The following is a 14,558-nucleotide window of genomic DNA, read 5'->3' as shown; positions in this document are numbered from 1 at the left end:
GAGCGCCCCGGCACACCGAAACCGTTCCCGCGCCGCGAAAAACCGCCAGGCGCGCCGGAGCAATATCCGCACGAGCCGCCCACTCAGTACCCGGGCCGGAAGCCGGAGTTCCCTCCCGGCGAGAAGCCGCCGCCACCACCCGGCCGCATCCCCCAATTCCCCGAAGATCCGCCGCCTGGCCCACACGCTGGGTAAACGCGTTCAAGCTTTGGGTTGAACTCTGTGTCGGCAGGTCGTTATGTCGACGCATTCTCAGCGTTCCCGGAGTACGGTCGAAAGTGACCGGGGATCGTAAAGGGGGTAGCGATGGCCGGAGTACTCGCCGACATAACGGTCGCTCTGCACATCCTGGCGCTGCTCGCGATCGGGTTCGGCGGCTTCCTCGCCTGGCGCTGGCCGAAGGTGATCTTCGCGCACATGGCCGCCGTGCTGTGGGGCGTGCTGGTCAACATCTTCCCGATCCCGTGCCCGTTCACCGCCCTCGAGAACTACTTCCGCCATCAGCAGGGCCTCGGCGACCTGCCAGGCGGATTCAACGCCTACTACCTCTACGGCACCGTCTTCCCGAGGCCGATGCTGCCGATGGTCGTGGTCATCGCGCTCGCGGTCGTGGTCATCTCCTACGTCGGCGCGTACCAGCGCTGGCGCCACCGTCACCTCGAGGAAGCACCGGCGCACCGCGTCAGCCTGGGCTGAGCGACAATCAGCGGGTGACTGCTGAGCCGGACGAGACCGGGCCCACCGAGTGGGTCGCCCGCGAAGAGGTCGGCGTCGGGCCGTGGGAAGGCGAGTGGCCGACCGACGAGCGGTACGACCCCGAGCTGCTCGAAAACGGCGACCGCCGCAACGTCGTCGACGCGTACCGGTACTGGCGCCGCTCGGCGATCGTGTCCGATGTGGACAGCCGACGGCATCCGTTCCACGTGGCCATCGAGAACCTCCAGCACGATCACAACATCGGCACGGTCGTCCGCACCGCCAACGCTTTCGCGGCAGCGGCCGTGCACATCGTCGGCCGCCGCCGCTGGAACCGCCGCGGCGCCATGGTCACCGACCGATACCAGCACCTCGAACACCACGCCGACGTCTCAGGGCTTGTCGAGTACGCCTCGGACTCCGGGCTGGCGATCGTGGCAGTCGACAACACGCCGGGCTCGGTGCCGGTCGAAACCGTTGAGCTGCCGAGGAATTCGATCCTCCTTTTTGGACAGGAAGGCCCCGGACTCTCCGCGGAAGCGCAGGCGTCAGCGTCGCTCGTGGTCTCGATCGCGCAGTTCGGCACGACGCGCTCGATCAACGCGGGCGTGGCGGCGGGCATCGTCATGCACACCTGGGTACGCCAGCACGCCGACCTCAAGGACGCTTGGTAAACCCTTACGCGGGCGCGACTTCGACGGGAATGCCGTTGAAGACCGCGTTGCCGCTCAACGCGTCCAGCAACGTCTCGTCGGCGATGATGTTGGAGTTCACGCCGGCGTGCGCGGTCGCGACGCGGGTGCGCGTGCCGTCGAGATCGTGACCCCAGCCGTGCGGAATGCTGACCACGCCCGGCCGGATCTCGTCGGTGACCTCGACCGGCACCTCGATCTTGCCCGCCCGCGAGTTCACCAGCGCGAGGCCGCCGTCGGTCAGCCCGAGCCGGGTCGCGTCGTCGGGGTGCACCTGCACGGTGCAGCGATTTCCACCGCGTACCAACGCTTCCACGTTGTGCATCCACGAATTGTTCGAGCTGACATGCCGCCGCCCGATCATCAGCAGACCGTCACGGGCGACGTCGAGTTCGGCCAGCAGCCGGGGAACGTCGGCCGTGATCACGGCGGGCGCGAGTTCGACCTTGCCGCTCTCGGTGCTGAGCACGTCCGGAATGCGCGGAGTCAGCGGGCCGAGGTCGATGCCGTGTGGTGCGGCTTCGAGGTCGGCGAGCGTGAGGTCGTAGGGACCGCCGCGCAGCATCAGGTCGACCAGCCGCGCGGGCCCGGTCCGACCGGCCGCGAGCGCCGGGTCGATGCCTTGGCTCTTCGCGACGGTCGCCGCGACGAAGTCGTCGAGTGCGGCGATGTCCGGGTTCGGGCCCTGCCCGGTGACGATCGAAGTCAGCCGCAGCAGGGTTTCCCACTCCTGGGGCACGTCGGTCTCGAAGGTCGGCGGAGTCCAGTTCACCACGTTGCGCACGGAGAGCTGATAGAACGCGAGGTCGAAATGCGGCCTGGACAGCGGTGACGGGCCGGGCAGGATCACATCGGCGTGGCGCGACGTCTCGTTGAGGTAGACGTCGAGCGAGACGACGAAGTCCAGCTGCGCGAGCGCGCCGGCGAGCCGCCCGGAGTTCGGCGTGCTGAGCGCGGGATTGCCGCAGACGGTCACCAGCGCGCGGACCTGGCCTTCGCCGGGCGTCTCGATCTCGTCGGCGAGCGTCGCGGCCGGAATCTCGCCGTAGACCTCGGGATACCCGCGCACCCGCGAGTGATAGCGGCCGACGCGGAACTGCCGCTTCTTCGCGGATCCGACCGGCCTGCCCGCGGCGGGGAACGGGAACATCGCGCCGCCCGCGCGGTCGAGGTTGCCGGTCAGCGCGTTGAGCACGTCGACCAGCCAGCTGGCGACCGTGCCGAAGCTCTGCGTGGTGGTGCCGATCCGCCCGTAGACGGCGGCGCACTCGGCCGCGGCCAGCTCGCGGGTCATCCGCCGGATCTCGGCCGCGGCGATGCCCACCTTCGGCGCGACGGCCTCCGGCGTGAACGGCGCGGCCAGCTCACGCACCTCGTCGACACCGGCGAGATGCTCCGCCAAGTGCCCGAGCCGGACCAGGTCCTCACCGAACACGGTGTTGACCATGGCGAACAACAGCAGCGCGTCCGTGCCGGGAACGATCGGATGGTGCTCGTCGGCGGCATCGGCGGTCCGGGTACGCCGCGGGTCGACGACGACGATCTTGCCGCCGCGCTTGCGAATCGCCTTGAGCCTGCCGCGCATGTCCGGCGCGGTCATCAGGCTGCCGTTGGACACCAGCGGGTTCGCGCCGAGGATCAACAGGTGCTGCGTCCGGTCGACATCGGGAACCGGGATCGCCAGCGGATCACCGAAGAGGAACCCGGAAGACATGTGCTTGGGCAGCTGGTCGACCGACGTGGCCGAGTAGAAGTTCTTGGTGCCGAGCGCCTTGTAGAACACCCGGCCGTACAGCGTCTGCGCGATGTTGTGCACCGACGGATTGCCAGCGTAGATCGCGACGGCGTCGCGCCCGTGCTGCTCGATGATCGGCGTCAGCCGGGCGTCGATCTCGGCGAACGCCTCGTCCCAGCCGACCTCGACGAACTTCCCGTCCCGCTTGACCAGCGGCTTGGTCAGCCGATCCGGGTCGGCGTGCAGCGCACCGAGCGACGCGCCCTTCGGGCAGATGTAGCCGCCGGAGAACACGTCCTGCTTGTCGCCGGTGATGCGGCTGATCAGCTGTTTCTCGTCGAACGTGACGTCCAGGCCGCAGGTGGCCTCGCACAGGGGACAGGTCACATGGGCAGTCGTCATCGCTCGAACCTACCGAGCGGTATGTCCTCGCACAAGCAAGGATGACCTCATGAACGCGGAGGAGGCAGTACTCGGCAGGCACCTGCGACGACTCTGGGCGCTGCCCGGCACGGCGCTCGGCCGCAGCCACTGGCCGCCGTCGTGCGGTGACCGCGTCCACTGGCACTGGAACTACTGGTGGCAGGCCCACCTCCTAGACTGCCTGGTCGACGCCCAGCTCCGCGCCCCCTCTCCGGCTCGGGCCGACGTGATCGCGCGCTTCGTCCGCTCGGTGCGCCTGCGCAACTTCGGCCGCTGGACCAACGACTACTACGACGACATCGCCTGGCTCGGCCTCGCGCTCCAGCGCACCGGTCTTGAGGTTTCCCCGGCGTTGACCGCGATCTCCGCGCAGCTGCATTCCGGGTGGACCGACGACGCGGGCGGCGGCATCTGGTGGCGTCGCGGCGACCAGTTCAAGAACGCACCGGCCAACGGCCCGGCCGCGATCTTCCACGCCCGCGCTGGCGACCTGGCGCGCGCCGAGGCGATCGTCGAGTGGATGACCTCGCTGCTGGTCGACCCGGAAACCGGCCTGGTCTGGGACGGCTATCGCCCCGACACCGGCGAGTTCGTAAAGCACATTTACACGTACTGCCAAGGGGTTTACCTCGGCGCCTGCCTCGAAGTGTCCAATGTGGAGGCTGCGGCTCGCACGGTATCCGCGGTCGCGGCGCACTGCGCGCCCGGCGGAGTCCTGCGTGGCCAAGGCGGCGGGGACGGCGGCCTGTTCGCGGGAATCACCGCGCGCTATCTGGCTTTGGCCGCTCGACGACTCGAAGGCCAACCCGCCGCTGTCGCGCGGTCCTTGGTGCTTACTTCAGCAGCCGCCTGCGAGGCCAATGCCGTTGCGACGCCTCAAGGTCCGGTCTACGGCCCCGACTGGTCAACTCGCGCGACCCTGGAGGAATCGCGCGACCTCTCCATCCAGCTCGGCGCCTGGATGCTCCTCGAAGCCGCCGCCGTGCTGGAGTCGTGAGTGTTAGACCGGTTGTTGAGCGGAAGGTCAAAGGTGGCGTGTCTGGTGTGCTCGACTGCGGCCGGGGTGGCTGTGCGGGAAATGCGGCGTTGAACGACGCAAACGGCACTCATCCAGGTGCGAGAGCCAGGTATGAAGGCTCACCCCACGGATCCGAGTGAACTAGGCCCTCACCCACGCCCGACCACGATCCTGCTGCGGACGGGGCAGCCGAAGAAGGGGGCGTGAGTGTTTTCGCCGGTTAGAACCGGCCGTACCACTCACGACCCCAAAGCCTTGGGTGAGCTGATCAGCAGCCGCAGGATGAGCGGTGGTGGAAGCTCGGCGCGAGCCGGACGGTCTCGTGCGATCGCTCGGGTTCCGCGATGCGCGAAAGCAGCATGTGCATGGCCTTGCGCCCGATCTCGGCGATCGGCTGGGACATGGTCGTCAGCGGTGAGCACACGTTTCGCGTCCACAATCCGTCGCCGTACCCGACGACCGCCAGGTCGGTCCCGATCTTGATCCCGCGCCGGTGCGCCTCGTACTGGACGCCGATCAGCATGGCCTCGTTGGCGACGACCAGTGCCGTCGGAGCGGGCCAGCCGTCGAGGAGCTTCTTCATCGCCTTGGCCGCGCCGCCGGGTGTCGATTCGCCGCAGACCACGACGTCCTTGCTCCAGCGCAGGCCGGCGCGGCCGAGTCCGTTGCGGAAGCCGGTTTCGCGTTCGAGGGTCACGCTGGAGCCGGGGTTGCCGGAGATCAGGCCGATGCGCCGGTGCCGCTGGTTCACCAGGTGCTTGACGAGCGTCGACATCGACTGGATGTTCTCCGTGCCGACCTGGTCGACGTCGGTGCGGGTGGCCAGCCGGTCGACGAGCACCGTCGGGACTCCCATGCGCACCAGGCCATTGATCACCGCGTCGTCGCCGATGGCGGGAATGAGCAACACGCCGTCGACCTGATCGGCGCGCAGCGCGCGGATGACCGCCGCTTCTTCGGAAACGCTGTCACCGGTGTCGGCGACCTGGATCGTGCAGCCCGCTTCGGCGGCCGCGCTCTTGATGGCTTGCAGCAGCTCACCCGAATACGGGTCGGCGTGCACCGCCATGGCGACGCCGAACCGGAGGGTGACATGGGTGTCCCACAACGGCAATTCCGGTGACAGTGCAGTCATTCACCAAGCCCCTACTCGCGTTGAGGCCGACCATAACCGCTCATCGGGTGTCATCCGGTCGTGCGAACCCGATGGACTGGAAGAACCATCAATGTGGGTGAACGGGACTGCAGCCACACGACTCTCGGTGACGTAAAACCGGTGACAGGCGTACGGTTTCCGCTTTGCGGCCGGGGTCGTGGATCCTTGCCAGCAACAGCCTCACCGCGTGCGTGCCGATCTCGTCGATCGGTTGCGCCATGGTGGTCAGCGGTGGGTCGACGAGGTCGGCCCACTCGACGTCGTCGTAGACCACGACCGGCAGGTCGGTGCCGATTTTCACGCCACGACGGCGGGCTTCGTGCAGCACGCCGACCATCATCGAGTCGTTGGCGACGACCAAAGCCGTTGGTGGCTCAGGCAAAGCGAGCAGCGTGTTGAACGCCAGCGCGCCGCCGTCGCGTGAGGAATGCCCGCATTGCACCAGTTCCGCGGCGAACGTCAACCCGGAACGCCCGAGCCCGAGCCGGTAGCCGAGCGTGCGCTCGTCGCTCGTCGTCAGCCCGGCCGCGCCGCTGATCATGCCGATCCGGCGATGGCCGAGTGACGCCAAGTGCGCCGTCAACGCCGACGTGGACTGGATGTTCTCCGTGCCGACCTGGTCGACGTCGGTCCGCGTGGTCACCCGGTCGACCAGCACGGTCGGCATGTCCAGCGCGACCAGCTCGTTGATCACCGGCCCGTCGCCGGGCGACGGGGTGATCAGCAGCCCGTCGACGCGCCGGGAACGCAGTGTCCGCACCGTTTCGCGTTCGGTTTCGGCGGTGTCGTGCGTGTCCGCGAGCAGCACCGTGTAGCCCGCCTTCGCCGCCTCGCGCTCGATCGCTTGGATCAAAACGGCGAAGTACGGGTTCGCCAGCAAGGAAATCGCCACACCGAGCGAGCGCGTGCCGCCGGTGACCAGCGAGCGCGCGATGGCGTCGCCGGTGTACCCGGTCGTCTCGATCGCGCGCAGTACCGCGGCTTTCGTCTCTTCGGCGACCGCGCGGGTGCCGTTGACAACGTGCGACACGGTGGTGATGGAGACGCCGGCCATTTCGGCGATGTCGCGCTGAGTCGGCCGGGAGGAGCGGGGCGGAGCCATGAGCACCCTTCTGACGATTGCAAGCGTTTGCGCAAACGCTTGCGAGTCAGCATAGGCCTGTCTACGGTCCGGGGCATCGAAAGCCTCGCGATCACCATTTTCGGAGGTAGGCAACCCATGAGACATCGTTGTCTCGCGATCGCCGCGACCGCACTACTCCTGTTGACCTCCGCCTGCACGGTCGAGCGCCAGTGGGGCGGCAAGACCACTGCCGGCGAAGGCGGCAAAGCCAAGGTCGGCCTGGTCACGAAGACCGACACCAATCCCTACTTCGTCGAGCTGAGAGCCGCCGCCAAGGCCGCGGCGCAGGCACAGGGCGCCGACTTCAGCGCGCTGGCAGGCCAGTTCGACGGTGACAACGACGGCCAGGTCCGCGCCATCGAGAACCTGCTCCAGCAGGGCGCGACCACCATCCTCATCACGCCGAGCTCGTCCACCGGGGTGTTGGACGCCATCGGCCGCGCCCGCTCGAAGGGCGTGCTGGTCATCGCGCTCGACACCGCGACCGACCCGGACACGGCCGTCGACGCCACCTTCGCCACCGACAACTTCGAGGCGGGCCGCCAGCAGGGCGCGTACGTCAAAGCCGCGCTCCAAGGCGCCGCGCCGAAGCTGCTCATGGTCGACGGGACCGCGGGCAGCACGGTCGACACCGCACGCCACACCGGCTTCCTCAAGGGCATCGGGCTGACGGACGCGAGCCCCGAGATCAAGGGCCGCACCCCGGCGAACGGCGACCAGAGCCTGGCCCAGCAGGGCATGGAGAATCTGCTGCAGCGCACGACCGACATCAACGCCGTCTACTCGATGAACGAGCCGATGGGCCGTGGCGCGTACGCGGCGCTGCAGGCGCGCGGGCTCGTCAGCAAGGTCGCCATGGGCTCGATCGACGGCGGCTGCGAAGGCGTCCGAAACGTCAAGGACGGCCAGTACGCGGCCACCGTCATGCAGTTTCCGAAGAAGATGGCCGAGCAGGGCGTCCTCGCGGCCGTCGAGTACGCGAAGACGGGTAAGAAGCCGAGCGGGTTCATCAACACCGGCTCCGCGGTCATCACCGACAAGCCGCTGCCCGGCATCGAAAGCCACGACACCGCGTGGGGCCTGGAGAACTGCTGGGGAGGCCAGAAATGACGACCATGACCCGTGATCGCGCGTCCGTCGGTGAGTTCCTGCTCCGCGCGCCCGCCGTCGGCCCGGCGCTGGCGCTGGTCGCCGCGATCATCGTGTTCTCACTGTCCACGACCACGTTCCTCGATCTCGACAACCTGTCGCTCGTCGTCGAACAGTCCCTGGTGGTCGGCACGCTGGCGCTCGGCCAGACGCTGATCATCCTGACCGCGGGCATCGACCTGTCCAACGCCTCGGCCATGGTCGTCGCGACGTTGATCATGGCCAAGCTGGCCGGGTCCGGCGGCATCGTCGCGCTGATCGTCGGCGTGCTGGTGACGGTCGCGATCGGCGCGGTCATCGGCTCGCTGGTCACCCGGATCAAGCTGCCGGCGTTCATCGTCACGCTCGGCGTGTTCACCATGCTGACCGCGTCGGCGAAACTGCTCGCCGGCGGCCAGGCCATCCCGGTCGCGGACGGGGTACTGCGCTGGCTCGGCACCCGCCGGTACCTCTTCGGCGGCATCCCGATCACCTACGGCATGACGCTGGCGCTGCTGATGTACCTCGTCATCTGGTACGCGCTGACCAAGACCGCATGGGGCAAGCACGTCTACGCCGTCGGCAACGCGCCAGAGTCCGCGCGGCTGTCCGGCATCAAGGTCAACCGGACGATCCTGTCGGTGTACGTGGTCGCCGGGTTCATCTTCGGCATCGCCGCCTGGCAGGCGATCGGCCGCGTGCCCAACGCCGACCCGAACGCCTTCCAGCTCGGCAACCTCGACTCGATCACCGCGGTCGTGCTCGGCGGCACGAGCCTGTTCGGCGGCCGTGGCTCGGTGCTCGGCACGCTGTTCGGCGCACTCGTCGTGGCCGTGCTGCGGTCCGGGCTGACCCAGATGGGCGTCGACGCGCTGTACCAGGACGTCGCGACGGGCGCGCTGCTCGTCGTCGCCGTGATCGTGGACCGGGTCGTCAGGAGGAAGGCATGACCGAACCAACGCTCCAAGCACGCGGACTGGTCAAGCGCTACGGGCAGGTCACCGCGATCGACGGCGCCGACTTCGACCTCTACCCGGGCGAGGTGCTCGCGGTCGTCGGCGACAACGGCGCCGGGAAGTCCAGCCTGATCAAGGCGTTGTCCGGCGCGCTCATCCCCGACGAGGGCGAGATCAAGGTCGACGGCGAGGTCGTGCACTTCAAGTCGCCGCTGGACGCGCGGCACGTAGGCATCGAGACGGTCTATCAAGACCTGGCAGTCGCGCCCGCGCTCGACATCGCGTCGAACATGTTCCTCGGCCGCGAGATCCGCAAAGGCCCGTTCCGCAAGCTCGACACCACCACCATGCGCACGCAGGCGCAGAAGGTGCTCGACGAGCTCGGCATCAAGGTCAAGTCGATCACTCAGCTGGTCGAGACGCTGTCCGGCGGACAGCGCCAAGGTGTCGCCGTCGCGCGCGCGGCCGCATTCGGCACCAAGGCGGTGATCATGGACGAGCCGACGGCCGCGCTGGGCGTCGCCGAGTCCGGCAAGGTGCTCGCGCTGATCGACCGGATCCGCGAGCGTGGCCTGCCGGTCGTGCTGATCAGCCACAACATGCCGCACGTCTTCGACATCGCCGACCGCATCCACGTGCACCGGCTCGGCAAGCGCGTCGCGGTCGTCTCGCCGAAGACGCACACGATGAACCAGGTGGTCGGCCTGCTCACCGGCGCGCTGCGGCTCGGTGAGAACGGCGAGGTCGAAGAGGTCGAGGCGGCGGTGAGAGCCGGGTTATGAGTGTCGTGCTGGCGGGTCTGTGCACCGTCGACGTCGTGCAGCGGGTCACCGAGCTGCCGTCGCCTGGCGAGAAGGTCCAGTCACTCGCGGTGGACGTCGCGGCCGGGGGGCCTGCGACGAACGCCGCGGTGACCGTGGCCGCGCTCGGCGGCGAGGCGACCCTGCTGACCGTCCTCGGCGCACACCCGCTGGCCACACTCGCCCGCGCCGACCTCGAAGCACACGGCGTCGAGGTCGTCGACCTGCTGCCGGAGCACCCTGATCCACCCGCGGTCAGCGCCGCGACCGTGCGCGACCACGACGGTGAGCGCACGGTCGTCTCGCGCAACGCCGCCGCGCTGCTGACGCCCGCGCCCGCGTTCACCCCGCTGAAACCGGCGACCGCCGTGCTCGTCGACGGGCACCATCCGGCGCTGGCGTTGCGCACCGTCCGCTGGGCGCGCGAGCACGGCGTCCCCGTCGTGCTCGACGCGGGCAGCTGGAAACCGGTGCTCGACGAGCTGTTGCCGTTCGTGGACATCGCCGCCTGCTCTGCCCAGTTCCGCGCGCCGGGACCGGGGCTGCACGAGCGCGGCGTGCCGACCGTGATCACCACCGCTGGACCCGGACCGGTTCGTTGGTCCACAGTGAACTCTTCAGGGTCCGTAGCCGTGCCCGAGGTAGCCGCCCGCGACACGCTGGGCGCGGGCGATGTCTGGCATGGCGCGCTGGCGTACGGGGTGGGGAAGTTCGAGCTGCCCGAGCTGATCGGGTTCGCCAACGAGGTGGCCGCCGAACGGGTGCGGCACGCAGGGCCGCGGTCATGGGTGATCGCGGTGCAGGGAAAGGGAAAGAGATGACATCGTTCGAGGACCTCCTGACCAGGGCGCAGGCGATGGCCAAGCCTGGTCAGCGCAGCGTGCTGGGCATCGTGGGCGCGCCCGCGTCCGGCAAGACGACGCTCGCGTGGGGCCTCGCGAAGGTGCTCGGCTCACGGGCCGCGGTGGTCGGGATGGACGGGTTCCACCTGGCGCAGACCGAGCTGCGCAGGCTCGACCGCACCGAGCGCAAGGGCGCGCCGGACACCTTCGACGCCAATGGATACGTCAACCTCGTGCGCAGGCTCGCCGCCGGCGGGGAGACCGTGTACGCGCCCGAGTTCCGCCGTGAGATCGAGGAGCCCATCGCCGGCGCCGTGGCGGTGCCCGCCGACGTGCCGCTGGTCATCACCGAAGGCAACTACCTGCTGCTCGACTCCGACCCGTGGAACGCGGTGAAGCCGCTGCTCACCGAGGCGTGGTTCCTCGCGCCCGACGAGCCGGAGCGCATCGAGCGGCTCGTCTCGCGGCATCGGCGGTACGGGCGCTCGCTCGTCGAGGCCAAGCGCCGCGCGCTCGGCTCTGACCAGCGCAACGCCGACCTCATCGACGCCACGCGCACCCGCGCGGACCTGGTGCTGGAGAACCTGCCGCTGGTCAACTTCGCCATATGACCGGGGTGCTCATCGTGACGGGCGGCAGCCGCGGAATCGGCGCCGCCGTCGCCGTGCTCGCCGCGGAAAAAGGCTACGACGTCGTCATCAATTACGCGAATGACGCATCAGCCGCCGGAAAGGTCGCGGCCGAGGTCGAACGGACAGGTCGCCGCGCGCTCACCGTGCGCGGCGACGTCGCGTCGGAGCGCGATGTGCGCGAATTATTCGACGCGGCCGCCGATTTCGGGCCGATCGCCGCGCTGGTGAACAATGCGGCGATCACCGGCAATACTCCGGGCAGATTGGACGAACAAACGGTAGAAACCGTGCGACGAGTGGTCGACGTGAACATCACCGGCGTCTTCCTTTGTGTCCGGGAGGGCATTCGGCGGATGTCCACGCGGCACGGTGGTTCCGGCGGCGCGATCGTCAACGTCTCGTCGACTGCCGCGCGCACCGGATCGGCGGGCGAATGGGTGCACTACGCGGCGACCAAGGCCGCTGTGGACACCATGACCTTCGGTGTGGCGCAAGAGGTCGCCAAGGAAGGCGTGCGCGTCAACGTGATCGCGCCCGGCATGGTCGACACCGGACTGCACGCGGCGGCCGGACTGCCGGACAGGCTCGACCGGATCGCCCCGACCATCCCGATGGGACGTGCCGGTAAGCCGTCGGAAATCGCCGAAGCCATCCTTTGGGCACTGTCGCCTGCGGCTTCGTATCTGACCGGATCGGTACTCCAAGTGGGTGGTGGCCGCTAGGCCATGAACCGGATTCCTTTTCCTTCCGTGTGGCTTATGTTGAAGCAGGCGCGGCCCTAGAAAGGAATCCCCATGGCGGACTTGCAGACTTTCACCCTGCCCGTGTCGGTCACCGGAACAAATGCCGAGAAAATCCTCGGCAGGCAAATGATCAGGGTGTGGCAGGAAGACGGGATCTTCCAAGTCGTCGCCGAACCCGAACAAGATCGAAAAACGCTCGAAGCATTTCAAGCCAGTAAAAAATTCTTCGAATCGCCGTTGGAACACAAATCGGGCTTCGTCAGCGACCTGACCTACAGCGGCTACATCGCTTCGGGCGAGGAGGTCACCGCGGGCGAGGCCGACTACTCGGAGATCTTCACCGTCTGCAAGGACGTTCCCGAGGACGACCCGAGAGTCGAGGCCGGCTGGCCGTGCCACGGGCCGGTGCCGTGGCCGGACGAGGGCTATCACAAGACGATGCGGTCCTACATGGACGAACTGGGCACGATGGGCGAGAACCTGCTCAAGCTCGTCGCGCTCGGGCTCGGCCTGGACCTCGACGCGTTCACCAAGCTCACCGTCGACGGCTGGCACCACATGCGGGTGCTGCGCTTCCCGCCGATGTCGAGCGCGACGTCGCGCGGCATCGGCGCGCACACCGACTACGGCCTCTTGGTGATCGCCGCGCAGGACGAGGTCGGCGGGCTGTTCATCCGGCCGCCGGTCGACGGCGAGCACCGCAACCGCAACTGGCTCGAAGACGAGAGCATGGCCGGGATGTACGAGAACGAGGAGCCGTGGCACTTCGTCGAGCCGGTGCCCAGCGTGTTCACCGTCTTCCCCGGTGACATCCTGCAGTTCCTCACCGGCGGCGCGCTGCTGTCGACGCCGCACAAGGTCCGGCTGAACACCCGCGAGCGGTTCACCATGGCGTACTTCCACGAGCCCAACTTCGAGGTCTGTGTCCGGCCGCTGTCCGGGTCCACGACCGAGGACGAGTACATCCACTACGGCACGCACTTCACGAACATGTTCACCCGGTGCTACCCCGATCGGGTCACCACGCGCCGCATCGAGACCGAAGATCGCTTGTCGACGCTCGCCCGGCTGCGTGAAGCGAACCTCCAAGGCTGATTTTCTGTCGTCCTCCGAGCACGCGGTGTGTTGTCACCGTTGATGACCCCGGTTAGTAACAATCCTTTACGTGTCTTCCTGGCTTTCATGACAGTTGTGTAAGGCTGATGGAGCACTCAGGGTCAAGGTCTCTAGCACGGGCGGAGCCGCCCCTTGATCACCGGGGCCGGATAGCCCGGCACCGGTGTGGCGCTTTGATATGCCACGGAGTGCGCCGACGGGGGTCGGAAAGAAGGACGGCCACAAGAACATGTCAAAGCTGAGGTCTGTGCACCACCTGGCACTTACCGTGACCGACGTGGACCGGAGCGTGCCCTGGTACGCCCGTGTCCTCGAGCTGGAGGAGTCCGCCAGGCGGGACGACCCGGAGACCGGGCTGCGCAAGGTGGTGCTCCGGTCACCAGGCGACGAATTCGCGGTGATGCTGGTCCAGCACGCCGAGCAGGCGCGCCGCTCGTTCGACGAGCGGCGGACCGGGCTCGATCACGTCGCCTTCAAGGTGTCTTCGCACGCGGACCTGGCGGAGTGGGAACGACGGCTGACCGAGTACGGCGTGACGTACACGCCTGCCTCGACGTCTCGCACCCTGCCGGGTGCCGCGGTGATCGTCTTCCGCGACCCCGACGGCATCCAGCTAGAGGTCTGGGCCGACCCCGAGCCCTAAGAGGCGTTCGCCGTCTCGTCGATCGGCTTCCGCATCTCCTGCCGGTATCGCAGCACCCCATAGCCGGTACCGGCGATGAAGAAGGCGATGCTCGCCCAGAGCGCGACCGTCTTGACCCAGGGGATCTGGTCGAGTAGGCCCGCGCCGTAGTAGCCGAGCAACACCAGCGTGGGCACCCAGAACAAGCCACCGACCGCGGTGGCGGCGGCGAACCGGCGCGGATCCATCCGCGCCGCACCCGCGATGAGCGGCGCCAGCGTCCGGATCCACGGAATCCAGCGCGCCGCGACGATCGCGAAGAAACCCCGCCTGTCCAGGAACCGCTGTGCCCGCTCGAGGTTGTGCCGGTTCAGCACCTTGCCACCTCTGCGCGCGATCAGCTTGGTCCCGGTGTGCTTACCGATGTAGTAGCCGACCTGGTTCCCGAGCACGGCCACGGCCAGCGCGGCCGCCGACAGCAGCCACGCGTTCGTGTCCGACCCGTGCTGCGCGAGCACGACACCGGCGGCGAACAGCAGGGAGTCACCGGGCAGGAAGAGCCCCACGATGAGCGCGCATTCCGCGAACACGAAGCTCAACACGATGACCCACACCAGCAGCGGACCGGCGGTGTCCAGCCAGCTCACACCGATACCCGGCGCCTCCGCGTAAAAGGCACTCACACCAAAAGCCTACGTGGTCTTCACATCCCCCAGCCCCCCAACCGAGCAATTCAGCCCCCGGTCAGCCCCCGGCTACTTACCCACCCCCCGCCCGTCCCTGGGGGCTCCGCCCTGCACCAGTCTATCGGCCCCCACCGGTCCGAACCCTGGTCAAGATCAACATCCCCAGGTTTGTCCACAATCGTCAGACCCT

15 protein-coding genes are annotated in these 14,558 nt (G+C 68.1%); 11 read left to right on the top strand and 4 right to left on the bottom strand.

What is annotated here, in order from left to right:
- Positions 1-306 precede the first annotated feature (306 nt).
- Together AB5J62_RS42095 and AB5J62_RS42090 are read left to right on the top strand one after the other, a co-directional pair.
- Positions 307-696: a DUF2784 domain-containing protein gene (locus AB5J62_RS42095; RefSeq protein WP_370945639.1), complete on the top strand. Its 390-nt coding sequence runs from the start codon at positions 307-309 to the stop codon at positions 694-696.
- A gap of 14 nt (positions 697-710) precedes the next feature.
- Entirely contained in the window at positions 711-1,370 is a 660-nt protein-coding gene (locus AB5J62_RS42090; protein ID WP_370945638.1) for a TrmH family RNA methyltransferase, read from the top strand.
- A gap of 4 nt (positions 1,371-1,374) precedes the next feature.
- Here AB5J62_RS42090 and AB5J62_RS42085 read toward each other — a convergent pair whose 3' ends face one another.
- A complete protein-coding gene (locus AB5J62_RS42085) occupies positions 1,375-3,525 on the bottom strand; it encodes a molybdopterin oxidoreductase family protein (RefSeq protein WP_370945637.1) in 2,151 nt (716 codons plus the stop codon).
- A 49-nt stretch (positions 3,526-3,574) separates the two neighbouring features.
- On the opposite strand from AB5J62_RS42085, the gene AB5J62_RS42080 reads away from it, so the two are divergent.
- Positions 3,575-4,543: a glycoside hydrolase family 76 protein gene (locus AB5J62_RS42080; protein ID WP_370945636.1), complete on the top strand. Its 969-nt coding sequence runs from the start codon at positions 3,575-3,577 to the stop codon at positions 4,541-4,543.
- Positions 4,544-4,832: 289 nt separating this feature from the next.
- On the opposite strand, the gene AB5J62_RS42075 is transcribed toward AB5J62_RS42080, so the two are convergent.
- Together AB5J62_RS42075 and AB5J62_RS42070 are read right to left on the bottom strand one after the other, a co-directional pair.
- Positions 4,833-5,699: a LacI family DNA-binding transcriptional regulator gene (locus AB5J62_RS42075; protein ID WP_370945635.1), complete on the bottom strand. Its 867-nt coding sequence runs from the start codon at positions 5,697-5,699 to the stop codon at positions 4,833-4,835.
- A gap of 88 nt (positions 5,700-5,787) precedes the next feature.
- Entirely contained in the window at positions 5,788-6,822 is a 1,035-nt protein-coding gene (locus tag AB5J62_RS42070) for a LacI family DNA-binding transcriptional regulator (RefSeq protein WP_370945634.1), read from the bottom strand.
- Between the two features lie 117 nt (positions 6,823-6,939).
- Between AB5J62_RS42070 and AB5J62_RS42065 the strand changes: the two genes are divergently transcribed.
- The 8 genes from AB5J62_RS42065 to AB5J62_RS42030 all read left to right on the top strand — a co-directional run bounded on the left by AB5J62_RS42065 (position 6,940) and on the right by AB5J62_RS42030 (position 13,703).
- Entirely contained in the window at positions 6,940-7,953 is a 1,014-nt protein-coding gene (locus AB5J62_RS42065) for a substrate-binding domain-containing protein (protein WP_370945633.1), read from the top strand.
- On the top strand, positions 7,950-8,921 hold the full coding sequence (locus tag AB5J62_RS42060; RefSeq protein ID WP_370945632.1) for an ABC transporter permease: 972 nt from the start codon (positions 7,950-7,952) through the stop codon (positions 8,919-8,921). Before AB5J62_RS42065 ends, AB5J62_RS42060 begins: the two co-directional genes overlap by 4 nt.
- Positions 8,918-9,709 carry an ATP-binding cassette domain-containing protein gene (locus AB5J62_RS42055; protein WP_370945631.1) on the top strand — a complete coding sequence of 264 codons (792 nt, stop codon included), beginning with the start codon at positions 8,918-8,920 and terminating at the stop codon, positions 9,707-9,709. The genes AB5J62_RS42060 and AB5J62_RS42055 overlap by 4 nt, the downstream gene beginning before the upstream one ends.
- Positions 9,706-10,548 carry a PfkB family carbohydrate kinase gene (locus tag AB5J62_RS42050; protein WP_370945630.1) on the top strand — a complete coding sequence of 281 codons (843 nt, stop codon included), beginning with the start codon at positions 9,706-9,708 and terminating at the stop codon, positions 10,546-10,548. Before AB5J62_RS42055 ends, AB5J62_RS42050 begins: the two co-directional genes overlap by 4 nt.
- The gene (locus tag AB5J62_RS42045; protein WP_370945629.1) at positions 10,545-11,180 is read left to right on the top strand and encodes a nucleoside/nucleotide kinase family protein; all 636 of its coding nucleotides are present in this window, start codon (positions 10,545-10,547) and stop codon (positions 11,178-11,180) included. The genes AB5J62_RS42050 and AB5J62_RS42045 overlap by 4 nt, the downstream gene beginning before the upstream one ends.
- Positions 11,177-11,923 carry an SDR family oxidoreductase gene (locus tag AB5J62_RS42040; protein WP_370945628.1) on the top strand — a complete coding sequence of 249 codons (747 nt, stop codon included), beginning with the start codon at positions 11,177-11,179 and terminating at the stop codon, positions 11,921-11,923. The genes AB5J62_RS42045 and AB5J62_RS42040 overlap by 4 nt, the downstream gene beginning before the upstream one ends.
- A 72-nt stretch (positions 11,924-11,995) precedes the next feature.
- On the top strand, positions 11,996-13,039 hold the full coding sequence (locus AB5J62_RS42035) for an isopenicillin N synthase family dioxygenase (RefSeq protein WP_370945627.1): 1,044 nt from the start codon (positions 11,996-11,998) through the stop codon (positions 13,037-13,039).
- 250 nt (positions 13,040-13,289) lie between these two features.
- Positions 13,290-13,703, top strand: coding sequence for a VOC family protein (locus AB5J62_RS42030; RefSeq protein WP_370945626.1), 414 nt, complete (start codon positions 13,290-13,292; stop codon positions 13,701-13,703).
- Here AB5J62_RS42030 and AB5J62_RS42025 read toward each other — a convergent pair.
- Positions 13,700-14,365, bottom strand: coding sequence for a DedA family protein (locus tag AB5J62_RS42025; protein ID WP_091288633.1), 666 nt, complete (start codon positions 14,363-14,365; stop codon positions 13,700-13,702). The two genes, AB5J62_RS42030 and AB5J62_RS42025, sit on opposite strands and share 4 nt — an antisense overlap.
- Positions 14,366-14,558 lie beyond the last annotated feature (193 nt).

The organism is Amycolatopsis sp. cg5 (assembly GCF_041346955.1).
Lineage (GTDB): Bacteria > Actinomycetota > Actinomycetes > Mycobacteriales > Pseudonocardiaceae > Amycolatopsis.
The sequence above is the reverse complement of the archived record's forward strand: the minus strand, read 5'-3'. Positions and strand labels throughout refer to the sequence as shown.

Coding starts and splice junctions, on each gene's coding strand:
- AB5J62_RS42080 (WP_370945636.1), top strand. CDS start 3,575: ATGAACGCGGAGGAGGCAGTACTCGGCAGGCACCTGCGACGACTCTGG.
- AB5J62_RS42055 (WP_370945631.1), top strand. CDS start 8,918: ATGACCGAACCAACGCTCCAAGCACGCGGACTGGTCAAGCGCTACGGG.
- AB5J62_RS42045 (WP_370945629.1), top strand. CDS start 10,545: ATGACATCGTTCGAGGACCTCCTGACCAGGGCGCAGGCGATGGCCAAG.
- AB5J62_RS42075 (WP_370945635.1), bottom strand. CDS start 5,699: ATGACTGCACTGTCACCGGAATTGCCGTTGTGGGACACCCATGTCACC.
- AB5J62_RS42060 (WP_370945632.1), top strand. CDS start 7,950: ATGACGACCATGACCCGTGATCGCGCGTCCGTCGGTGAGTTCCTGCTC.
- AB5J62_RS42065 (WP_370945633.1), top strand. CDS start 6,940: ATGAGACATCGTTGTCTCGCGATCGCCGCGACCGCACTACTCCTGTTG.
- AB5J62_RS42050 (WP_370945630.1), top strand. CDS start 9,706: ATGAGTGTCGTGCTGGCGGGTCTGTGCACCGTCGACGTCGTGCAGCGG.
- AB5J62_RS42030 (WP_370945626.1), top strand. CDS start 13,290: ATGTCAAAGCTGAGGTCTGTGCACCACCTGGCACTTACCGTGACCGAC.
- AB5J62_RS42095 (WP_370945639.1), top strand. CDS start 307: ATGGCCGGAGTACTCGCCGACATAACGGTCGCTCTGCACATCCTGGCG.
- AB5J62_RS42040 (WP_370945628.1), top strand. CDS start 11,177: ATGACCGGGGTGCTCATCGTGACGGGCGGCAGCCGCGGAATCGGCGCC.
- AB5J62_RS42085 (WP_370945637.1), bottom strand. CDS start 3,525: ATGACGACTGCCCATGTGACCTGTCCCCTGTGCGAGGCCACCTGCGGC.
- AB5J62_RS42035 (WP_370945627.1), top strand. CDS start 11,996: ATGGCGGACTTGCAGACTTTCACCCTGCCCGTGTCGGTCACCGGAACA.
- AB5J62_RS42070 (WP_370945634.1), bottom strand. CDS start 6,822: ATGGCTCCGCCCCGCTCCTCCCGGCCGACTCAGCGCGACATCGCCGAA.